This is a genomic window from Methylobacterium sp. Leaf113 (assembly GCF_001423325.1).
Classification (GTDB): domain Bacteria; phylum Pseudomonadota; class Alphaproteobacteria; order Rhizobiales; family Beijerinckiaceae; genus Methylobacterium.
The window spans coordinates 29,704-47,516 of sequence record NZ_LMNJ01000053.1; the positions used below are offsets into that span (position 1 = coordinate 29,704).

14 protein-coding genes and 1 tRNA gene are annotated in these 17,813 nt (G+C 68.3%); 5 read left to right on the forward strand and 10 right to left on the reverse strand.

Features of this window, described 5'->3' with window-relative positions; all coding sequences use genetic code 11:
• Positions 1-659 precede the first annotated feature (659 nt).
• Positions 660-749, reverse strand: a tRNA-Ser gene (locus tag ASF60_RS21780).
• A 312-nt stretch (positions 750-1,061) separates the two neighbouring features.
• Here ASF60_RS21780 and ASF60_RS21785 point away from each other — a divergent pair.
• The 3 genes from ASF60_RS21785 (at position 1,062) to flhA (ending at position 5,481) form a co-directional block, all read left to right on the forward strand.
• The gene (locus tag ASF60_RS21785; RefSeq protein ID WP_056190152.1) at positions 1,062-1,715 is read left to right on the forward strand and encodes an ABC transporter ATP-binding protein; all 654 of its coding nucleotides are present in this window, start codon (positions 1,062-1,064) and stop codon (positions 1,713-1,715) included.
• 101 nt (positions 1,716-1,816) lie between these two features.
• Positions 1,817-3,061, forward strand: a complete 1,245-nt coding sequence (locus ASF60_RS21790; protein WP_056190154.1) for a hypothetical protein — start codon at positions 1,817-1,819, stop codon at positions 3,059-3,061.
• A 257-nt stretch (positions 3,062-3,318) separates the two neighbouring features.
• Positions 3,319-5,481 (forward strand): flagellar biosynthesis protein FlhA, encoded by a 2,163-nt coding sequence (gene flhA, locus ASF60_RS21795; RefSeq protein ID WP_056190156.1) that lies wholly within the window; start codon positions 3,319-3,321, stop codon positions 5,479-5,481.
• Between the two features lie 109 nt (positions 5,482-5,590).
• On the opposite strand, the gene ASF60_RS21800 is transcribed toward flhA, so the two are convergent.
• The 3 genes from ASF60_RS21800 to fliI form a co-directional block, all read right to left on the reverse strand.
• Positions 5,591-6,640 carry a lysylphosphatidylglycerol synthase domain-containing protein gene (locus ASF60_RS21800; RefSeq protein WP_056190159.1) on the reverse strand — a complete coding sequence of 350 codons (1,050 nt, stop codon included), beginning with the start codon at positions 6,638-6,640 and terminating at the stop codon, positions 5,591-5,593.
• A 157-nt stretch (positions 6,641-6,797) separates the two neighbouring features.
• Entirely contained in the window at positions 6,798-7,205 is a 408-nt protein-coding gene (fliJ, locus tag ASF60_RS21805) for a flagellar export protein FliJ (protein ID WP_056190161.1), read from the reverse strand.
• A 93-nt stretch (positions 7,206-7,298) separates the two neighbouring features.
• Positions 7,299-8,654, reverse strand: a complete 1,356-nt coding sequence (fliI, locus tag ASF60_RS21810) for a flagellar protein export ATPase FliI (protein WP_056190162.1) — start codon at positions 8,652-8,654, stop codon at positions 7,299-7,301.
• Between the two features lie 424 nt (positions 8,655-9,078).
• Here fliI and ctrA point away from each other — a divergent pair, with 424 nt between their 5' ends.
• Positions 9,079-9,780, forward strand: coding sequence for a response regulator transcription factor CtrA (ctrA, locus tag ASF60_RS21815; protein ID WP_019903129.1), 702 nt, complete (start codon positions 9,079-9,081; stop codon positions 9,778-9,780).
• A gap of 253 nt (positions 9,781-10,033) precedes the next feature.
• Here the strand turns inward: ctrA and ASF60_RS21820 are convergent, their stop codons facing one another.
• From ASF60_RS21820 to chpT, 6 genes are all read right to left on the reverse strand, one after another.
• Positions 10,034-10,975, reverse strand: a complete 942-nt coding sequence (locus tag ASF60_RS21820) for a CheR family methyltransferase (RefSeq protein WP_082508136.1) — start codon at positions 10,973-10,975, stop codon at positions 10,034-10,036.
• Positions 10,972-12,147: a protein-glutamate methylesterase/protein-glutamine glutaminase gene (locus tag ASF60_RS21825; protein ID WP_443136790.1), complete on the reverse strand. Its 1,176-nt coding sequence runs from the start codon at positions 12,145-12,147 to the stop codon at positions 10,972-10,974. Before ASF60_RS21825 ends, ASF60_RS21820 begins: the two co-directional genes overlap by 4 nt.
• An 87-nt stretch (positions 12,148-12,234) precedes the next feature.
• Entirely contained in the window at positions 12,235-12,618 is a 384-nt protein-coding gene (locus ASF60_RS21830) for a response regulator (protein WP_056190164.1), read from the reverse strand.
• A gap of 23 nt (positions 12,619-12,641) precedes the next feature.
• Positions 12,642-13,127 carry a chemotaxis protein CheW gene (locus tag ASF60_RS21835; protein ID WP_056190412.1) on the reverse strand — a complete coding sequence of 162 codons (486 nt, stop codon included), beginning with the start codon at positions 13,125-13,127 and terminating at the stop codon, positions 12,642-12,644.
• Positions 13,128-13,159: 32 nt separating this feature from the next.
• Positions 13,160-15,892, reverse strand: a complete 2,733-nt coding sequence (locus ASF60_RS21840; protein WP_056190165.1) for a hybrid sensor histidine kinase/response regulator — start codon at positions 15,890-15,892, stop codon at positions 13,160-13,162.
• A gap of 171 nt (positions 15,893-16,063) precedes the next feature.
• Positions 16,064-16,801, reverse strand: a complete 738-nt coding sequence (gene chpT, locus ASF60_RS21845) for a histidine phosphotransferase ChpT (RefSeq protein WP_056190167.1) — start codon at positions 16,799-16,801, stop codon at positions 16,064-16,066.
• Positions 16,802-16,943: 142 nt separating this feature from the next.
• Here chpT and ASF60_RS21850 point away from each other — a divergent pair, with 142 nt between their 5' ends.
• The gene (locus tag ASF60_RS21850; protein ID WP_056190168.1) at positions 16,944-17,810 is read left to right on the forward strand and encodes a 3'(2'),5'-bisphosphate nucleotidase CysQ family protein; all 867 of its coding nucleotides are present in this window, start codon (positions 16,944-16,946) and stop codon (positions 17,808-17,810) included.
• Positions 17,811-17,813: the final 3 nt, after the last annotated feature.

Genomic DNA, 17,813 nt, shown 5'->3' on the forward strand with positions numbered 1-17,813 from the left:
TCATCGGCCGCTTCCACGAAAACGTTTCGTTAACCAAGTTAGGGCGGCGCGCTCATGTTTGAAAGAGGAAAACGGTCCAGCCTAAGAAAATTTGCAGATCTGGACAGGGTTCATTCCGGATGGACTGCGCAGGCGCATGATTGTGCCGCACCTACGTAGTATCGCCACGGGATCGCATGGCAGATGGCAGTTGAAATACGCCGTTGAAGCCTGCGGCGGCGGGAAATCAACTTGCAAGTTCGCGCTCTGGTTGCGAACTGAAGGCTTGCGTGGCGGGCATGACTGAGGCGGTGCGGTGCCGTTGCTGGCGACGAGTTCGCCGCGTTTTTGACAGCATCAGGCGGGTCGAGGCTGGTCGCGAGACCCGTCCGGCTGCGGCCGCCGCGCCTCGGCCCAGACGCATCGTGAAAGCCGGACGCCGCCACTGTCGGAGCGGCGCCGAGATGCGGGGCGGGCGCCAGCGCTGTCCGACCTTGGATGGGGGTGCTTCACGCTCGCCATGAGAGCGGTGAGAACCCGCAGGCGCACGGTCCGACGACCGCAGGGCGACAGCCGATTCAAGGCGCGCCGCACCCTCGGCGTCGCATCCCCGGGACACGACGACGCCACACGGGCTATCGCGTGCCGAAACCGTTTGCTGTCAGAGGGTTACGAGCATCTGGCGGAGGGAGCGGGATTCGAACCCGCGATACCGTTTCCGGTATACACACTTTCCAGGCGTGCGCCTTCAACCACTCGGCCACCCCTCCGGTCCCGGGCCTGCGTCTCACAGCCGCCGCTCGGGCGACCGGGCTTCGCGAGGGCGCCGGGAGGCGTCGTGTACAAGCCGCACCCGCGGCGTGCAAGCCTCCGAACGGCAAAGCTGTCGATTCTTCTCGGAATCGGGACCGAAGAATCTTGAAATTGGGACCTCGGAATTCCCTCGGACGAGCGCGGGGGGGCGCTGCCCGGTCGGGGTGTCCTTTCTCAGATTCGCCGCTTTTGTCGGCGATCCCGTCGCGGTGACGTGCTGTCCGCGCCCGCGATCGGGCCGGCCGCGCCGTCGGGAGCCCTCCTCAGCCGTGATCCGCTTCGACAACGTGACCAAGATCTACCGGACGGACGGGCACCGCCGCACGATCCTGGAGCGCGTCTCGTTCACCCTGAAACCGGGGGTCAGCTACGGCATCCTGGGCATCAACGGCGCCGGCAAGTCGACCTCCCTGCGGCTGCTCGCCGGAACCGAGATGCCGACGAAGGGGCGGGTCATCCGCAACCGGCGCGTGTCCTGGCCGCTGGGCTTCGCCGGCGGCTTCCACCCGCAGATGACGGGGCGCGACAACATCATCTTCGTGGCCCGGATCTACGGCGAGGATCCCCGCAAGGTCTTGGAATTCGTCGAGGATTTCTCCGAACTCGGCAGCTATCTCGACGTGCCGATCAAGACCTACTCGTCGGGCATGGGCTCCCGGCTCGCCTTCGGCATGAGCATGGCGATCCCGTTCGACTGCTACCTCATCGACGAGGTGACGGCGGTCGGCGACGCCCGTTTCCAGAAGCGCTGCGAGGAGGCCTTCGCGGCCCGGCGCGAGAATGCCGACGTGATCATGGTCTCGCACGGCATGGACACCCTGCGCACCTGGTGCCAGCAGGGGATCGTCATCATCAACGGGCGCGCGATCGTCTACGAGGACATCAACGACGCCATCGAAGTCTATCGCCGCCTGAACGCGTGAGCGCGCGTCCGGGCCGGTTCGGTCACGGTTTCGCCGCGGCGATGATGAATGGACACGGATGGGGCGGTGGCTTCGCCCACCCAGAGGGACGACCGGGGCGCATGAGCATCGAAATCCGCAACCCGCAGGGACAACCGCTCACCACCGCCGACCGGTCCAACGCGGTGGCCGAATCCCTCAAGCAGATCGCGCGCGTCTCCCGCTTCGCCGACCGCAAGAAGGGCATTCGCTCCTATCAGAGCCACGTCAAGACCGACGCCATCATCCCGGTGCTGTTCCTGGTCTGCTTCGTGATCCCGACCCTGGCCGCCATCGTCTATTACGGCCTCATCGCGTCCGATCGCTACGTCATCGAATCGCGCTTCGCCCTCCGGCCGGCGCTCGGCAATGTCGAGAAGGCCTCGCCCGATCAGGTCGGGACCAATTCGGGTTCCCCGAGCCACCAGATGGTGGCGCAGGACAGCCTGATCGCGATGAACTACATCGTCAGCCGTCCGATGATCGAGGCTATCGAGAAGCATCAATCGGTGCGCGCGATGTTCTCGCGGCCCGATATCGACTACTTATCCCGCTTCGACCCGGAAAAGCCGGTCGAGAAGCTGGTGAAGTACTGGAACGAGCGGGTCCACGCCAAGATCGAGGCCGGCTCCGGCATTATCAACCTGACGGTCACGGCCTTCGATCCGCAGGAAGCCTTCGATCTGTCGAACGCGATCCTGGCCGAGAGCGAGCGCATGGTGAACGCCCTGAGCAGCCGCGCCCGCGACGATGCCGTGGCGGAAAGCTCGCGCGAGCTGAAGCGGGCCGAGGAGCGGATGACCAAGATCCGGACCGAAGTGGCGGCGCTGCGCAACCGGGACGGCGTCCTCGACGCGCAGAAGACCAACGAGAGCAATCTCAAGGTCATCAGCGAACTCCGGACCACCCGCATCAACCTGGCCGTCCAGCTCATCCAGAGCCAGCGCGATCTCTCGCCGGAGACGCGCCGCATTCAGGACATGAAGGCCCAGCTCAAGGACCTCGACGACAACATCGCCCGGATCGAGCGCCAGTCGGCGAGCGAGGACCCGGAGCAGCGCCGGGTGCTGGCCGACGCCCTCACCCGATTCGAGGCCTTCGACGCCGACCGCATGGAGGCCGAGAAGTACTTCGCCAAGGTGCTGGCCTCGAACGAGCGGGCGCGTATCGTCGCCGCCCGGCAGATCGAGTTCTTCAGCATGATCGTCCCGCCGGTGAAGCCGGAATCGGCGCAGCAGCCCCGTCGCGTCCTGATGATCTGCCTGATCGCGGCGGGCGCCGCCGCCCTGTTCGCGGGCGCCGTGGTCACCCGGAAATACATGACCTGACAGGTACGGGCCTGAGACCCAGAGGCCGAGGCTTTCAGACGGGACAGACTTGCCTGCGTGCGTCGGGTAAGCACCTGCGCCCCGGTATCATCGAATCCGGGCGCGTCCGTCGCCGGCCTTTCTCGGCGCTCGACGGGTTCCAGTCCCTCATAATCCCGGCCCAGGACGGTCGGTCTGGCCCGGTGTTAACGCTTCGCTAACCCTAAACCCGGCAAAACTTGCCTGGTCCCCGGATCGTTGGGGGCGTGAGGGTGACGATGAGCGAGACGGCCGCCACGCCGGGTCCGGCAGCGGGATTCGGGGGGAGCTTGGGGCATCTCGCGAGCTTCGCGATCCCCAACCGGGCGAACCTGACCGCGCTCTCGAAGCGCACCGATCTGTTCTTCGCCACCGCCGTGATGGGCATCCTCACGGTGCTCATCTTCCCCCTGCCGGCGTTCCTGCTCGACCTCCTGCTGGCGGTCTCGATCATCATCTCGGTGCTGATCATGATGACCGGGCTGTTCATCGACAATCCCCTCGAGTTCACGGTCTTCCCGACCCTGCTCCTGGTCGCGACCCTGCTGCGCCTCGCCCTCAACCTCGCCTCCACCCGGCTCATCCTCGGGCACGGCCACGAAGGCACGGCCGCGGCCGGCCACGTCATCGAGGCCTTCGGCAACTTCGTGATGGGGGGCAACTTCGTCATCGGGATCATCGTCTTCGCGATCCTGATCATCGTGAACTTCGTCGTCATCACCAAGGGTTCGGGCCGCATCGCCGAGGTGGCGGCCCGCTTCACCCTCGACGCGATGCCGGGCAAGCAGATGGCCATCGACGCCGACCTCTCGGCCGGGCTGATCGACGAGAAGGTGGCCAAGGCCCGGCGCGGCGCCCTCGAGGAGGAATCCTCGTTCTTCGGTGCCATGGACGGTGCGTCGAAGTTCGTCCGGGGCGACGCCATCGCGGCGCTGCTCATCACCTTCATCAACGTCATCGGCGGCATCATCATCGGCGTCGCCCAACAGGGCATGCCGTTCCTGGGGGCGGCCAAGACCTACACTCTGCTCACCATCGGCGACGGGCTGGCCTCGCAGGTTCCGGCCCTCATCGTGTCGGCGGCGGCCGGCATCCTGGTGTCGAAGGCCGGCGTGAAGGGCTCGGCCGACAAGGCGCTCGGAAAGCAGCTCGCGAACTATCCGAAGGCGCTCGGCATGTCGTCGGGTGTCATGGTGCTGATCGCGCTCCTGCCCGGCATGCCGATGCTGCCGTTCCTCGCCCTGGCCGGCGCCTCCGGCTATGCCGCCTGGCACTTCGCCAAGGTCGCCCGCGAGGCGCCGCCCCTCGACGCCGACGGGGCGCCGATGGACGCCTCCGCCGTCGCCGCCGCCCAGGCCGCCAAGGAGGAGACCGTCACCGACCTCCTCAAGCTCGACGATCTCAAGCTGGAGATGGGCTACGCCCTGCTGGCGCTGGTCAACGGCCCGGAAGGGCAGGACCGCCTCACCGACCAGATCAAGGCCCTGCGCCGGCAGCTCGCGGCCGAACTCGGCTTCGTGATGCCGTCGGTCCGCATCCTCGACAACGTCCAGCTCGATGCCAACGCCTACGTGATCCGCGTCAAGGAGATCGAGGCCGGAACGGGCCAGATCTTCCCCGGTCAGTTCATGGCGATGGACCCGATGGGTGGGCAGGTGCAGCTGCCCGGCCAGCACATGCTGGAGCCGACCTTCGGTCTGCCCGCTACCTGGATCGACGCCTCCCTGCGCGATCAGGCCCAGCTCAAGGGCTACACCGTGGTGGACGCCGCCACCGTGGTCTCGACCCATCTCACCGAGATCATCAAGGCCCACGTCTCCGAACTCCTGAACCACGTCGAAGTCCAGAAGCTGCTGCGCGAGGTCTCGAAGGAGCATGCCGACCTCCTCAAGGAGGTCATGCCGAGCCAGATCGGCACCACCGGCATCCAGCGCGTGTTGCAGTTCCTTCTAGCCGAGCGGGTCTCGATCCGCGATCTCGGGGCGATCATCGAGGGCATCGCCGAGGTGGCCGGGCACGTGAAGAACCCGCGCGACATCGTCGAGCACGTCCGCGCCCGGCTCGGGCGCCAGATCTGCGCCCAGTACCAGGGGCCGGACGGTATGCTGCCGATCATCACCCTGTCGCCGGCCTGGGAGCAGGCCTTCCTCGACGCGATCGCGGGCGAGCGCGACGAGCGCTATCTCGCGATGCAGCCTTCCAAGCTCTCCGAATTCGTCAACACCGTGCGCGATCGCTTCGAGACCGCCGCCCGCATGGGCGAGATGCCGGTGCTGGTCACCTCGGTCCAGGCCCGGCCCTTCGTGCGCTCGATCATCGAGCGCTTCCGGCGCGAAACGCCGGTGATGAGCCAGGCCGAGATCCATCCACGCGCCCGGCTGCGCACGGTGGGGTCGGTGTGACCCTCCTCACCCGTCGGGACAGCGAAAAGGGCCCGCCGCCGGGTGCCCCGGTCGGGGCGCTCGGCGACAGGCCCCGGACAAGGCTGCGACGGGGGTGCTCGAAGCCGGATCAGACCGGCTTCTTCTCCATGCGGCGCTCGAGGGCGTTCGCATTGAGGCCCGGGGCGGTAAGGGGGGCGTCGGGCGCGGAGGAATCGTGCGGCTTGTCGCGCAGGGCCGATGCGAGGCGGTTGCGCTCGTAGAGCAGCACCACGACGACCGAGATCACGAAGGGCAGCCAGAAATAGAACAGGCGGAAGACCAGGAGCGCGGCGATCACCGAGGGCCGAGCGATGTCAGGCATCGCCACCACGAAGACCAGCTCGAACACGCCGAGGCCGCCCGGCGCGTTGGAGACCAGGGCCGCCGAGAACGACGCCAGGAACACCGCCAGCACCACGAGGAAGCCGGGATTGCCGGCCTCGGGCAGCGCGAAGTAGATGATGCCGGCCGCACCCAGAAGCTCCAGCGGAGCGGCGATGAGCTGGCGCGCCATGATGCGGGGACGCGGATATTCGAGCTTGAACGTGCGGATGGTCAGCGGCTTCAGGTGCAGCAGCGAGCCGATCACGTACAGGGCGACGAAGGCGAGGAGGCCGGCGCCGAGGATGCGGGCGGTGGCGGGGTCGGTCAGGATCGCCGGCAGGTAGCCGTTCAGGCGGGTCAGAGTGTCGGGGAGGACCGTCAGCACGAAGCCGCCGAGCAGGATGGTGCCGAGGCCGAAGGTGAAGGAGCACAGGGCCACCAGCACCGCAACCTGGGCCGCCGACAGGCCCTTGGCGGTGTAGGCCCGGTAGCGCACCACCGCGCCGGAAAAGACCGAGGCCCCGATGTTGTGCGACAGCGCGTAGGTGGTGAACGAGCAGACCGAGACGAAGAACCAGCCGATGTGGCGCACGCCGAGATGCAGCAGGGCGATACGGTCGTACCAGGCCAGGGCCGCATAGGCGACCAGGGTCGAGAGGGCGGCGAGAAGGAAGCGATGCGTCGGGATCGCCGCGAAGCTGCCCTTGATCTCGGCCATCGAGATGCCGGCCAGTTCCTTGTAGAGCAGGTATCCCGAACAGATCACGGCGGCGAGGCCGATAATCGGCCAGATGAAATCGCTGATCTTCTTCATGGTGGTTCGGACACGCCCCTGGTTCGGGCCTTTCCCTGCACGACGATGCGGCGCATCGCAAGCGAGGTTCGGTCTGGCCCTGGCAGGACCGGCTCATCCCACGGGATCATGACGGTTTCGTGCCGGCTCGCGCCTGCGGCCGGCACGAAACCGGGGGTCAGGCGCGGATGCGCGAGAGGCCGATCCCGTCCATGGCGGCCTGATCGCGGGCGGCCTCGGCGGCGCGCTCGGCGGTGCGCTCGCGGTCATCGAGGATCTCGATCTTCTTGAGGTCCTCGAAGGCCTCGCCGAGTTCGGCCTTGGCTTCGGCGAGCTGGCCCTCGAGGGCGGCTGCCGATTGGCGCATGTTGTCCCGGCGCGTGGCGGCGGCACGGGCATAGGTCGGGTAGGCGAAATGGGCGGGATCGGAGATGCCGGCGCGGCTCTCCTCGTGGGCGACTTCGCGGTCGAGCTCCAGCGCCATGCGGGTGAAGTCCGCCTTCATCATCTCGATCTGCGTCACGCGGCGACGCTTCTCGTCGACCTGGAAGCGTCGCAGCCGGATCAACGTGTCACGGGATTTCATGGACGGGTTCACTCCACGCAACGCTCGGCCTGCCGGCGCGCGGGGACTGCGCGACCGGACCCGGCTTCAGGATGATTACGTCGGGGTGACCCCTTACGGGGCACCGACAATCTCTGCCAGGCGACGGTAACCCTCGCCGATCGAAGTTGCTTCTTCCTTACCCTGACCCAGAAAAGCCTCCATTTCGGGCATGAGGGCGACCGCCTCGTCGACTTCCGGCGAGGCGCCCGCCCGGTAGGCCCCGAGCCGGATCAACTCCTCCATGTCGGCATAGGTCGAGAGCAGGCGCCGCGCCCGCCGCACCGTCGGCAGGTGCTCCGGGTCGCAGGCGCGCGGCATGGTGCGGGAGACCGAGCGCAGGACGTTGATCGCCGGATAGCGCCCGCGCTCGGCGATGCCGCGCTCCATCACGATGTGCCCGTCGAGGATGCCCCGCACGGCGTCGGCCACCGGTTCGTTGTGGTCGTCGCCCTCGACCAGAACGGTGAACAGGCCCGAGATCGCCCCCTCCCCCGTGCCGGGACCGGCCCGCTCAAGCAGGCGCGGCAACTCGCTGAACACCGTGGGGGTGTAGCCCTTGGCGGTGGGCGGTTCGCCGGCCGCGAGGCCGATGTCGCGCTGGGCCATGGCGAAGCGGGTGATCGAATCGATCATGCACAGCACCTGCGCGCCCTGATCGCGAAAATACTCGGCCATCGCCAGGGTGACGTAGGCGGCGTTGCGGCGCATCAGGGCCGGCTCGTCGGAGGTGGCGACCACCACGACCGACCGGTCCAGGCCCTCGGCGCCGAGATCGTCCTGAAGGAACTCCTGGACCTCGCGCCCGCGCTCGCCGACGAGGCCGATCACCGCCACGTCGGCGGCGGTGTAGCGGGCGAGCATCGACAGCAGCACCGACTTGCCGACGCCGGACCCGGCGAAGATGCCCATGCGCTGGCCGGCGCACATGGTCAGGAAGGTGTTGATGCAGCGGATGCCGAGATCGAGGGGCGGACCGACGCGGCGCCGGGCGTGGGCCGGGGGCGGATCGGCGCGCAGGGGATAGATCGCCGGGCCGGGCGGCAGCGGCCCCAGCCCGTCGATCGGACGGCCGAGGGCATCGATGGTCCTCCCGAGCCAGGCCGAGGACGGCCGGACCGCGCCGGCGGCCTCGTCGCGCACCATGGCGGGGCAGCCGCGCCGGACGCCCTCGAGGGAGCCGAACGGCATCGCCAGCGCCCGGTCGCCCTGAAAGCCGATGATTTCGCAGGGGACGGCGCCGAGACCGTTCTCCACGGCGATGTCGAGGCGGCCGCCGAGGCGCATCGCCGCGACCGGACCCGCCACCTCGATGAGCAGGCCCCGAATCGCCACGACCCGTCCGTAGGTCTCCAGCACCTCGACGCCGTCGAGCGCACCGCGCGCTCCAGCCAGGCGCAAGCGTGCGGCGCTAGGGTCAAGCTGGGTCATCGGTGAATCTCTCAACCATTCGTTTACCTCCCTCCTTAACACTGTGGGCATCGGGCTTGTAGCGGGCCGCCGGCCCTGTGCCGGAACCTAAAAAATTTCTCTCCGGACCACACGACGTTTCGGCGTCGTGGCGCCGGAGAGACAGCGCGCAACATGTCCTTGCGGACGAGGCACTTGAGGCGATTTGCAGAGGCTTCGCATCCGACCCGTGACCGGTCTTTCGAGAACAGACCGTCAACGGTTCGAGGCGCGGCCGGCACCCGGGGTGATTTGGGTGCTTGCGTCCGGGAATCAGGGTTTGTTAACGATTAACGAATAGCGTTTCACGTCATAGACGAGGGAGCGTCCGCCACGGGCCGGTGGTGGACGAACAGCGGGGGCTTGCCCGTACGCTGCAGACGGCCGGCTGGGCTGGGGACCGACGATGCGGGTACTTCTGATCGAGGACGACAGCGCAACCGCGCAGAGCATCGAGCTGATGCTCAAGTCCGAGAGCTTCAACACCTACACCACTGACCTCGGCGAGGAGGGGATCGACCTCGGCAAGCTGTATGATTACGACATCATCCTGCTCGACCTGAACCTCCCCGACATGTCGGGCTACGAGGTGCTGCGGAACCTCCGCGTCGCCAAGGTGAAGACCCCCATCCTGATCCTCTCCGGCATGGCCGGCATCGAGGACAAGGTGAAGGGCCTCGGCTTCGGCGCCGACGACTACCTGACGAAGCCGTTCCACAAGGACGAACTCGTCGCCCGCATCCACGCCATCGTGCGCCGCTCGAAGGGCCACGCCCAGTCGGTGATCACCACCGGCGACCTGATCGTGAACCTCGACCAGAAGACCGTCGAGGTCTCCGGGTCCCGCGTCCACCTCACCGGCAAGGAGTACCAGATGCTGGAACTCCTCTCGCTGCGGAAGGGCACGACGCTCACCAAGGAGATGTTCCTCAACCATCTCTACGGCGGCATGGACGAGCCCGAGCTGAAGATCATCGACGTGTTCATCTGCAAGCTCCGGAAGAAGCTGGCCAATGCCTCCTCGGGCAAGAACTACATCGAAACGGTGTGGGGCCGCGGCTACGTGCTGCGCGAGCCCAACGAGGGCGAAGAGCGCATCGCCGTCTGACGAACCCGAGCCAGACGGTGAAACGGCCCCGCGCGAGCGGGGCCTTTTTTGTGTCCGGACGTCAGCGTGTGTGGCGATCAAGGGGCTGTGGTTCCGGGGCGCGGTCAGTTCAGCCGTCGACAGGATCGCGGGGCCTGGCCCCATCGCGCTGATTCACGCTTGCCCGCAATCGTCCACGCAGCGCATCCGGCTCTGGCTCACGACGAACGAAGCGACGGCCCGGCGGGGCGTGGCTGTGGGCAACCGGGCTGTTCTAGAGCCCGACCACCCGGCGCAGGGGCGGCGCTGCGGCGGCACCCGTCTGGGCGGCGGGTGGCAGGAGGCCGGGAGACCCGACCGCCGGGGACAGGATGCCGCCGGCCGCCGGCCGGGCGGCGGGGGTGCGGCCGGCCTGGACGTAGAGGCCGCGGTGCTGGGCGTTCGGAACCAGCTTCTCCGTCAGTCCGATCACGGTCTCGGCCGCGCCGAGCAGCAGGGCTCCGTCCGGGGCCAGGCTGGTGCTCAGGCGGGCAAGGACGTCGCCCTTGGTCGGCGCATCGAAGTAGATCAGCACGTTGCGGCAATAGATGATGTCGAAGGTGCCGAGGCCGTCGAAGGGCTGCAACAGGTTGAGCGGTCGGTAATCCACCATCTGCCGCAGGGACGCGGAAATGCGCCACTGCTCGCCGACCTGCTCGAAATGCTTGATCAGGGACTGAACCGGCAGACCGCGCTGCACCTCGAAGTGGCTGTAGAGACCGGCCTTCGCCTTCTCCAGCACTTCGGTGGAGAGGTCGGTGCCGATGATGTCGACGGTCCAGCCGGCGAGGCGCGGCGCCGCGTCCTGCAGCATCATCGCGAGGGAATAGGGTTCCTGGCCGGTGGAGGCCGCCGCGCACCAGATCCGCAGGCGGCGCTGGCTGGCGCGTCGGGCCATGGCCTCCGGCAGCAGGACGTCGCGGAACAGGTCGAAGGGCGTGCGGTCGCGGAAGAAGAACGTCTCGTTGGTGGTCATCGCCTCCACCACGGCACGCTCCAGGGCGACGTCGCGGCTGCTCTTGAGGGCCGACACCATCGCGCCCAGGGTGGCGATGTCGAACCGGCGGCAGACCGGGCCGAGGCGGCTCTCGACGAGGTAGCGCTTCTCGCCGCTGAGGGCGAGGCCGGAGCGGGTCTTGAGGTAGGCGCGCAGGAAATCGAATTCGACGTCGGTCATGCGCCCTGCCCCGTCAGAAGATTGCGCAAGGCCGGGCCGATCTCCGCCAGCGGCAGGATGGCCTGGGCCAGGCCCGCCTTGGCGATGCTGCCCGGCATACCCCAGACGGTGCTGGTCGCTTCGTCCTGGGCCAGCACCGCGGCGCCGGCCTCGGTCAGCGCGCGGGCGCCGCCGGTGCCGTCCGAGCCCATCCCGGTCAGCACCACCGCCAGGGCGGAGGCCCCGAAGATCGTGGCGGCATCCTGGAACAGGACGTCGACGGCCGGGCGGCAGAAATTCACCACCGGGCCGTCGTGCAGGCGGATCGTCACGTCCTGACGACTGCCGCCGAGGCCCATGTGCCGGCCACCGGGCGCCACGTAGATCCGTCCGGGCTGGAGGCGCTCGTCGGCCTTGCCCTCCGCCGCCGGCAGGCCGGTCCGGACACCGAGATGCTCGGCGAACACCGCGGTGAAGACCGGCGGCATGTGCTGCACGATCAGGACGGGGAACTGGCGCAGGGTGGCGGTGCCGATTTTCTCCAGCACCTCGCCGACGGCGCGCGGGCCGCCGGTGGAGGCGCCGATGAGGAGGACGCGGGGCGCGATGCCGGTGCGGGCCTTCGGACGCAGGACCAGGGGCGACGTTGGCCGCAGGGCCGAGACCGGCGCGGGGGCGGGCATGCCGTGGGCGATTGGGATCGGCGCGCTGGAGGCGCCGCGCTTGCGAGCGCGGGCGGAGCCGAAGATGCGGACCCGCTCGATGAGGTCGGTGCGGAAGGCGTCCGAGGTGGTGACGCCGCGATTGCTCTCGGGCTTCGGGATGTAGTCGACGGCGCCGAGAGCGAGGCAGCGCAGCGAGATGTCGGCGTTGCGGGTCGTCAGGGTCGACATCATGATGACCTGGACGCCGGGGCTCTTGGCGAGCAGCAGCGGCAGGGCCTGGGTGCCGTCGAGTTCCGGCATGTCGATGTCGAGAAGGATCACGTCGGGGTCGTGGCGCGACATCGCCTCCAGGGCGATGCGACCGTTGGCGGCCGTGGCGACGACCTCGTAGCCGGCCTCCCCGATCCAGCGGGCGACGAGCCCGCGCACCACCGCTGAATCGTCTGCGATCAGCACCCGGACGCGCTGCCCCGTCTGGGGCGGCGGGGCCGGATGGGTCGACGCGTAGGTCGGTGCGGTGGCGGCCATCATGAATTCACGGTTTGAGCGACGCGGAAGATCGGTCGGAGGGGAAGAGGGTCCCGGACGGGGCGCGTGGCGCGGCCCGGGGCCGCGTCAGGCCGCGTCGGCCTCGACGGCGAACCCGACCTGGGCCAGCTTCGCCGTGACGATGTCGCGGTCGAACGGCTTCATGATGTACTCGTCGGCCCCGGCATGGAGCGCGCGCGCGATGGCGCCGACGTCGTTCTCGGTGGTGCAGAACAGGACCTTCGGCTTCTGGCCGCCGGGGGATTTCCGCAGCGCCCGCAGGAAATCGTAGCCGTCCATGGTCGGCATGTTCCAGTCGAGCAGGATCGCGTCCGGCATCGTCTCGGTGCAGGCGGTGAGCGCCTTCTCGCCGTCCTCGGCCTCGCCGACCTGGAAGTTCATGGTCTCGAAGATGCGGCGCGCCACCTTCCGGATGACGGCGGAGTCGTCGACGATGAGGCAGGTTTTCATCGGTTCAGTCTCCCCTTGCGCGCTCACGCTGCACCGGCGGTGCGGGCGGTCGTTCCGAAAGCCAGGAGGGCGTCGACGTCGAGGATGACGAGGAGGCGGCCGTCGAGGCGGTGCACGCCGAGGGTGAGGTCGCGCCAGCGGGCATCGAGATTGATCGGGACCGGCTCATGCGTCTCGGCTCCGAGCTTCAGCACCTCGCCGACCCCGTCCACGATGAGCGCGAAGGTCTCGCCGCCCTGTTCCAGGCCGATGGCCATCTGGGCCGCGTCGCCGGTCCGGGCCGGCATGCTGAGGCGGCGGCGCAGGCACAGGGCGGTGACCACGCGGCCGCGCAGGTTGAGCAACCCGACGATCTCGGGCGGCGACAGCGGCACCGGCGTGACACCGGCCGGGATGAAGACGTCGTGGACCCGGTCGATGGCGAGACCGAACATCGTCTCGCCGACGAAGACGGTGACGAAATCACGGGTGCCGCCGGCATCCGCGGCATTGGTGTTGGCAGCCTGCATCATGGGCGTGAACTCCGAAGGGGGCTGTGCGATCAGGCGGCGGCGGCGACGGCGGCGAGGCTGGGCGCGTCCAGCTCCGCCAGCGCCGAGATCAGCCCGCTGCGGTCGAACTTCGCCACCAGATCGGCGATGCCGAGCGTGCGTGCCCGTTCGATGGCTTCGGCCCCGATGGTGCCGGACAGGCCGATCACCGGAAGGCTGGCGACGCGACCCTCGACCTTGCGCATGGCGCCGACGAGATCGAAGCCGCTGCGGCCCGGCATTTCGAGATCGCACACCACCACGTCGACGCGGCCGTTCGACAGCAGGGTCGCCACCGCTTCGTCGGCGCTGGCGGCGGTGATGACGCTGTAGCCGGCGGCCTTCAGAACCGGGCTCAGCATGTCGCGGAAGAAGGCGGAATCGTCGACGAGGAGGAGGGTCGAGCTGTGCTTGACCGGCTTCTTCGGGCCGCGCGCCCAGTCGTCGTAGGCGAGCGGCAGGAAGTGGGCGATGTTGATGATCTCCGTGGCGCGGCCGCGCAGAACGGCGGAGCCGATCAGGTCCGAGCGCTCGGCGGCGATCTCGACGTCGAGGCGTTCCTCGACGATGTCGACGATCTCGTCGACCACGAGGCCCATGGCCCGCTCGCCGTCGGAGAACACCACCAGGGCCTGGGTGCCGGAGCTGCGGATCTCGATCGACGGATCGGCCGGCACCAGCGGCATCAGGCGACCGCGATACTGGATCAGCGGGCGTCCGCCGACCCATTCCACCTTGGCCGACTCGATCTCTTCGAGACGGGTCACCAGTGAGAGCGGAACCGCCTTGAAGCTGCCGGCGCCGCCCTTGAAGACGAGCAGCGTGGACTTGGCATCGGCGGCTTCGATCTCCTCGACCTCGGCCTCGACCGGGATCGCGCCGGACTGCGAGCCCTGGCTGACCTGCTGGGCGATGCCGTTCGGATCGACGATGAGCACGACGGCGCCGTCGCCCAGGATGGTGTTGCCGGCGAAGAGCGGCAGGTGGCGCAGCTTCGAGGACATCGGCTTCACGACGATCTCTTCCGTGTGGAAGACCTCGTCGACCAGGATGCCGAAGCGCTGGCGGCCGACCTGGGCCACCACCACGAAGCCGGAATCGACGGCGTCGGCGGCCTGATCCTGGCCGAGCACGCCCGTCAGGGTGACGATGGGCAGCAGGCGCTCGCGCAGGCGCAGAACCGGCGAACCGTTGATGCGCTCGACCTTCTGCGCGGTCGCCTTGTCGACCCGCACCAGCTCCAGCACCGCCACCTGGGGCACCGCGAAGCGCTGCTCGCCGGCCTTCACGATGAGAGCGGCGATGATCGCGAGGGTGAGCGGGATCTTGATGGTGAAGGTGGTGCCGCGGCCGAGCTGCGTGTTGATGTCGATGACACCGCCGATCAGCTCGATGTTGGTCTTGACGACGTCCATGCCGACGCCGCGGCCCGAGACCGAGGTGATGGCGGCGGCGGTGGAGAAGCCCGGGTGGAAGATGAACTTCGCCACCTGGGCGTCGGTCATGCGTTCGACCTCGGCCTGGCTCGCGACCTTGCGCTCGACCGCCTTGCGGCGGATGGCGGCGAGGTCGAGACCCTTGCCGTCGTCGGCGATCTCGATCGTGATGGTGCCGCCCTCATGGTAGGCGGAGAGGCGGATCGTGCCGCGCACCGGCTTGCCGGAGGCCTTGCGGTCGGCCGAGGACTCGATACCGTGATCGGCCGAGTTGCGCACCATGTGGGTGAGCGGGTCCTTGATCACCTCCAGGACCTGACGGTCCAGTTCGGTTTCGGCGCCGCTCATGACGAGCTCGATCTGCTTGCCGAGTTCGGACGACAGGTCGCGGACCACGCGCGGCAGCTTCTGCCAGGCATTGCCGATCGGCTGCATGCGCGTCTTCATGACGCCCTCCTGCAACTCGGCCGTCACGTGGCTGAGGCGCTGGAGCGGCACCTTGTAGGTGGAATCGTCGTGCCGGCGGGCGATCTCGAGGAGCTGATTGCGGGTCAGCACCAGCTCCGACACCATCGTCATGAGGTGTTCGAGGGTGTCGACATTGACCCGGATGGTCTGGACCTTGGCGATCGCGCCCTCGCCGTCCGAGGCGGCGGGCGCATCGGCGGATTTCGCGGGCGCTTCGGTCACCGGGGCTTCGGCGGCCCGGACCGGCATCGGGGCGGGCGCCTCGGGCTCCGGTGCCAGAGCGACGGGCTGAGGCGCGACGGGCTCGGGTGCGGCCGCCACGGGGGCGTCGAACGGATCGGGACCCTCGGCCTCCATGAAGGCGCGCTCGAGATCCTCCAGGGTGACTTCGCCGGGCTTCAGTTCGCGGATGACGGGGTCGGGCAGCTTGATCTCGGGGGCGGGCGCCGGAGCGGCCGGCGCGATCGGTGCCGAGGCCATCACCTCGAGGGCGCCGATGAGGTCGTCGTCGCTGCCGGTCGGCTCGGTGCCGGTGGCTTCGAGATCGCCGAGAATCGCCTTCAGGCGGTCCAGGGTGACGAGGATGAGGCTGACTGCGGGACCGGTGACCGGCATGCCGTCGCGGAACTGGCCCATCAGGGTCTCGGCGGCATGGGCCAGCGCTTCGAGGCGCGGCAGGCCGAGGAATCCGCAGGTGCCCTTGATGGTATGGACGAGGCGGAAGATATTCCGCAGGATCGTCTGGTTGTTCGGATCCTGCTCGAACCGGACGAGTTCGGCATCGACCGTATCGAGATGCTCGGCGCTCTCGGTCAGGAACTCACGCAACAAGTCGTCCATGAGGGGTACTCAGTCCATACGCGCACTACAGTCTGTGCAGGACGGAGCTTGGACCCGAACCAGTTAGGGAAGGGTTTCACCGCATGGATCAAAGTGGGAGACCGCAATAATATTTGTCGATCTCCCGCCTATCCGCCTTGGGGCAGGCTTTTTCCGGGGTCTTGCCGGGCTTCAGGCGAGGGCCGTCTCGGGCGGCTCGGAATCCGAAGGACGGTCGTCCTCGATCGCCTTCGGGGCCGGGGCATGGGCGTCGGGGGCCGGCGCGACGGATTTCGGCGTCGCTTCGATCGTCACCGTGTCGCCCTCGATCGAGAAGCGCACATCCATGTTGGCCGCGCGGGAGACGAGGCCGGCATAGAACGGCAGGATGCCGTGGGCGTCGACGGTGCCGCCCTCCGGGGTTCCGGCGATCATCGCCTCGACATGGGCGGGGATGCGGGCATGCGAGCCCTTGCTCTTAAGGACGAGGGTCGGCGCCTCGCCGTCGCCCCGCACCACCACGTCGATGAGGCCGCCGCGCGGGATCGCGCTCTGGGCGATCATCACGAGGTTGAGGAGCAGCTTGACCTTGTTCTTCGGATAGAGCGCCTGCGGCGCGCTCCAGGCGAGCTGCGTCTTGTCGTCGACGAACATGCCGCGCGACACCTTCTCGGCGTCGGCGAGATCGATCGAGGCTCCGGCCGAGCCGGCCGCGCCGAAGGCGATGCGGGCGAATTGTAGCCGGGCCGAGGCCTGGCGCGCGCTCTTGGCGATCAGCTCCAGGGCGAATTCGCGCATGGAGGTGTCGCTCTCGTCCTCCAGAACCTCCAGGCCGTTCACGATGGCGCCCACCGGGCTGATCACATCGTGGCAGACGCGCGAGCACAGCAGGGCGGACAGGTCGAGGGCGTCGAGATCGAGGGGGGTCATGGTGCGCTCCGCGCAGGCGTTTCGGGGCCGCGTCCGGTCGTGAACGGCACCGATAGACGGCGCCGATTGCTTTGAAAAGCGTCTCGGCCCGTCGCGATCCGGGTCGACAAGGGTCTGTGGCACGGGCATCATAGGCAGTATTATGTCGATTGATGCTCCGACGCGCGACCGTATTGCCGCCACCCTGATGGAAATTGCCTGCCGGGCAGGCGAAATCCTGAAGCGGCATCACGGCGGCGATTGTCCGCACGTGGTCAAGCTCGACGGATCGCCGTCGAGCCAGGCGGATGCGGAATCCGAGGCCTTCATCCTCGCCGAACTCGCCCGCCACTGGCCGGGCATCCCGGTGATCGCCGAGGAATCGACCTACGATCATCCGCCCGCGCCGCTGTTCTTCCTGGTCGATCCCCTCGACGGTACCCGCGACTTTCTTGCCGGCAACGCCGAGTACAGCGTCAATATCGGGCTGGTCGCCGGCAATCGGCCGATCGCCGCCGCCCTCGCGGCTCCCGGCCTCGCCCGGGTCTGGGGCGCGGGCGCGCAGGCCTTCGAGGCCGAGATCCACGACGGACGCCTCGGCGAGCGGCTGCCCATCGGGGTCCGGCCGATGCCGGACAAGGGCCTCGTCGCCCTGCGCAGCAACCGCCACGGTGATGTCGAGACCGAAGCCTGCCTGGGGGCTCTCAGGGTGAGTGCCACCCGCTCGGCCGCCTCCGCCCTGAAATTCTGCCTGATCGCCTCCGGCGAGGCCGACATCTACGTGCGCTGCGGCCCGACCATGGAATGGGATACGGCGGCCGGGGACCACATCCTCACGGTCGCGGGCGGCTGCGTCGTCGCGCCGGCCGGACGGCCGATGACCTACGGCCATTACACCCGCAACTACCGCAACGGTCCGTTCGCGGCCCTGGGCGACGCCCGCTACGCCGAAAACCTCGTCCTGCCCGAGCGCAGTCCGGCCGGGCGCCCTTCGGAACGGCGCTCGGCGCAGGGCGAGAGCCGGATCTGAGCC